The 3175-nt window shown below is 63.8% G+C and carries 3 protein-coding genes and 1 pseudogene; all 4 read right to left on the minus strand.

The genetic code is table 11. The annotated features are described in order from the left end of the window. Positions 1–32: 32 nt before the first annotated feature. The 4 genes and pseudogenes from RPS27_RS08925 to tnpA all read right to left on the minus strand — a co-directional run bounded on the left by RPS27_RS08925 (position 33) and on the right by tnpA (position 3090). Positions 33–659, minus strand: coding sequence for a UPF0149 family protein (locus tag RPS27_RS08925; RefSeq protein WP_232995571.1), 627 nt, complete (start codon positions 657–659; stop codon positions 33–35). Then, positions 656–2215 (minus strand): IS66 family transposase, encoded by a 1560-nt coding sequence (tnpC, locus tag RPS27_RS08930; RefSeq protein ID WP_128929539.1) that lies wholly within the window; start codon positions 2213–2215, stop codon positions 656–658. Before tnpC ends, RPS27_RS08925 begins: the two co-directional genes overlap by 4 nt. A gap of 50 nt (positions 2216–2265) precedes the next feature. Further along, positions 2266–2620, minus strand: a pseudogene (gene tnpB, locus RPS27_RS08935) (IS66 family insertion sequence element accessory protein TnpB). Then, entirely contained in the window at positions 2617–3090 is a 474-nt protein-coding gene (gene tnpA / locus RPS27_RS39660; RefSeq protein WP_128929538.1) for an IS66-like element accessory protein TnpA, read from the minus strand. Before tnpA ends, tnpB begins: the two are co-directional and overlap by 4 nt. Positions 3091–3175: the final 85 nt, after the last annotated feature.

Genomic DNA, 3175 nt, shown 5'->3' on the forward strand with positions numbered 1-3175 from the left:
GTAACCGGTATGAGCTCCCACGTCTGCAGTGATCAGCCTGTGCGAGCGTAGCGGGTCGGCATCCAGTACTGACGCATGGCCTCGACGACGTCCGGAATGTCGGCATGGGCGTTGCGCAGGAATTCCTCGGTCTCGCGGCCTTTCCTTGGTGGTCCAAGCAGTGGACGCCCTTGATCGTCGACGCAATGCAGCAGGATGGGCAGGAGCAAGCCGTGGTGTATGTTGCTGACGTCGAGCAGTGGGCCCCAGGCTGATAGTCGCAACCGCATGGCGGCATGGAATCCCTGACACCACGGCCGCGCATCAACGTCGCCATTCGGCTTGCGGCCATGGACCGGTGCGAACCGATGTGGTGCGGTGGAAAGAACATTACTGATGTCGTTGTGGCGCAGCGCGACGGCCGAAATCGCGGCGAACTCCGGCGTGCCGCCATGGTTGAATGCGTCGGCGTCGATGGCGAGCAGCGGACAGATCCAGTCGAGCGGACTCATCGACACCGGCCCGGCCACGATCGCGGCGACATAGCCGTCGAGCATGGGAAGACTGGTGGCGACGGGATGCTGCTCGGCACGAGCCTGTAGCCAAGGCTCAAGTTCGTCGAGCGGCATCGCGGCTGCCGCCATCGATGATGAAGATGATGAACGGCGGCGGCGGGTCATGCGGCCACCCGTGCGCTGAGCTCGCGGGTCGCCTTCCAGTTCCAGGGGAGAAGTTCGTGCAGCTGGTGGCTCTTGGTCTGACCGGAGACGATGCGCTCCAGCACATCGGCCAGATAGGCCTGCGGATCGAGTTCGTGGAGCTTTGCCGTATTGACCAGCGACGCAAGGATTGCCCAGCTCTCGGCGCCGCCCTCGCTGCCGCTGAACAATGAGTTACGGCGCCCCATCGCAATCGGGCGCATTGAACGCTCGACGGTGTTGCTGTCGACCTCGACGCGGCCATCGCGGAGAAATAGCGTCAGTCCGTCCCAGTGATTGAGCGTATAGTTGATGGCCTCCACTAGCTTCGATTGGGAGAACAGGTGGTCGAGCATCGAGGTCAGTCGCGCCTTCAGCACCTCCATCAGCGGTGCGGACCTGGTGCGGCGGGCGGCAAGCCGCTGTTCGGCGCTCAAGCCACGGATCTCGGCCTCGATGGCGTAGACCGCTTGCAGGCGCTCGATCACTTCGTGAGCGAACGGCGACTGCATCGTCTTGTACACCTCGACGAATTTGCGTCGGGCATGCGCGAGACAAAAAGCCAGCTGGATCGCCCCGCCTTGACCGCGGGCAAGCGCTTTGTAGGCGGCATAGCCATCCACCTGCAGAATGCCGGAGAAGCCGGCCAATTGCCCGGCGATCTCCTCGGTGCCGCGGCCATCCGCAAACACATAGGCGACCGCCGGCGGCGATGGGCCACCCCATGGGCGATCATCCATCGCATGCGCCCAGAACTGGCAGATACGAGTGCGATGTCGTCCGGGATCGAGCACCGGCATCGGCGTCTCGTCGCAGAACAGCCGCGGCGAAGCCTGGATCGTCCGCAGCTGAAGCTCATAAAGACTCTTAAGCCACCATGCCGCACGCTTCACCCAGCCGGCGAGCGTCGCGCGGTCGAGATGAAGGCCCTGACCGGCCAGGATCTGCACCTGGCGGTACAGCGGCAGATACCAGGCGAACTTCGAGATCACCACGTGAGCCACGAGTGCCGTCGATGCCATGCCGCTGTCGATCAGACGCGGCAGCACCTTCGCCTGCACCACGCCGTCGGTGCAGCCGCGGCAGGCGTATTTGGGACGAATCGTGCGCAGTACCCGCAGGATCGCCGGGATCACGTCCAGTACCTCGCTCACATCCTCGCCGATCCGGTGCAGAAGGCCCTGGCAGCACGGGCACGCTGTCGTGTCTGGCTCGAGCACCTGCTCGCAGCGAGGCAAATGCTTGGGTAGCGCGCCGATGTTGCGCCTCGCCTTCTTGCGCGGCTTCCCAGCCGGCTTCGTCGCAGGCAAATCGTCGTTGGCTGGCGCAGGTGATGTGACGCCAGTCGCGAGATCGTCCAGTTCGAGCGCGAGCTGCTCGGCCACGATCGCCGCCAGCCGCTCTGAGCGCTTGCCGAAGATCATCTCCTTCAGCGTCTGCATCGCCACACGTAGCTTCTCGTTCTCGGCGTCAAGCGCGAGCACCATCTCGGCCAGAGCCGCTGCATCGGTCGGAAGAGCTTCGGGACGAATCGCCATGATCGAACGATATATCCGCCCATCACAGGCTCCAGCAAAATCTTCGCCTCTCAGCCGACAACGGCCGGCTGCTTCACAGGCTTGTGTGAAACACGCGTCCACTCAAGTCCGTCGAGCAGCATCGCGAGTTGTGTCGCACTCAGATGCACCACGCCGTCGCGGACCGGCGGCCAGGTGAAGTGTCCCTGGTGCAGCCACTTCGTCACCAGCACCATGCCGCTACCATCCCATGCCAGAAGCTTCACTCTGTCCGCGCGCTTGCTGCGGAACACGAAGATGTCGCCGCAATACGAGGTTCGCGTGCAACGCTTCGCTCACCAGCGCCGACAGCGTGTGCACCGACTTGCGAAAGTCGACTGGCTGTGCCGCCAGCACCACCTTGAGGTCAGACCGTAATGCAATCAACGGATGCCCCGAAGCGCCGATAGCACTGTCGAAAGCGTCGCCAGCTCCACTCCGGGCTCGACCCGGATGCGTGCCCCGCCCAGCTCGATCTCGATCATTCCGCCAAGCTTGCCTGGAGCCGATGCCATCTGCGGCGGCACCTTATGCGCGCACGCTAACCGGTCCGACTCGTCTGCCGTCGCCGGACCGCTCTCGGAAGCGATCCGGACCGGCACGAAGCCTGGCGCCTGAAAGCTCACTGCCGTCGCGAACTTGCGCCGCCACACCGTCAGCAACCCACGGACAACGCCATGGCGCCGAGCGACCTCGGAAATATTGGCCCCTTCCTCGAAGCTCTCGGCCACGATCCGAGCCTTCTCTTCAGCCGTCCAGCGCCGTCGTCGACGCTGCCCTGTGATCACCTCGATCCGACGATAGGAGCCGCTTTCCTGCCTGGCATCAAGCCTGGCTTCATGCATGGCATCTGCCATAGCCCACCTCCAAAAAACAGTTCATGCCAGGCTGTATCGCAGCTCATTCGCGCGATGCCCAGGTGGGGGGCTCATGCCGGTTACA

Origin of the sequence: Bradyrhizobium sp. WYCCWR 12699 (assembly GCF_032144035.1) — a bacterium.
GTDB lineage: Bacteria > Pseudomonadota > Alphaproteobacteria > Rhizobiales > Xanthobacteraceae > Bradyrhizobium.

Excerpts from the sequence above, each read along its gene's own strand:
- RPS27_RS08925 (WP_232995571.1), bottom strand. The coding sequence starts at position 659 with ATGACCCGCCGCCGCCGTTCATCATCTTCATCATCGATGGCGGCAGCC.
- tnpC (WP_128929539.1), bottom strand. The coding sequence starts at position 2,215 with ATGGCGATTCGTCCCGAAGCTCTTCCGACCGATGCAGCGGCTCTGGCC.
- tnpA (WP_128929538.1), bottom strand. The coding sequence starts at position 3,090 with ATGGCAGATGCCATGCATGAAGCCAGGCTTGATGCCAGGCAGGAAAGC.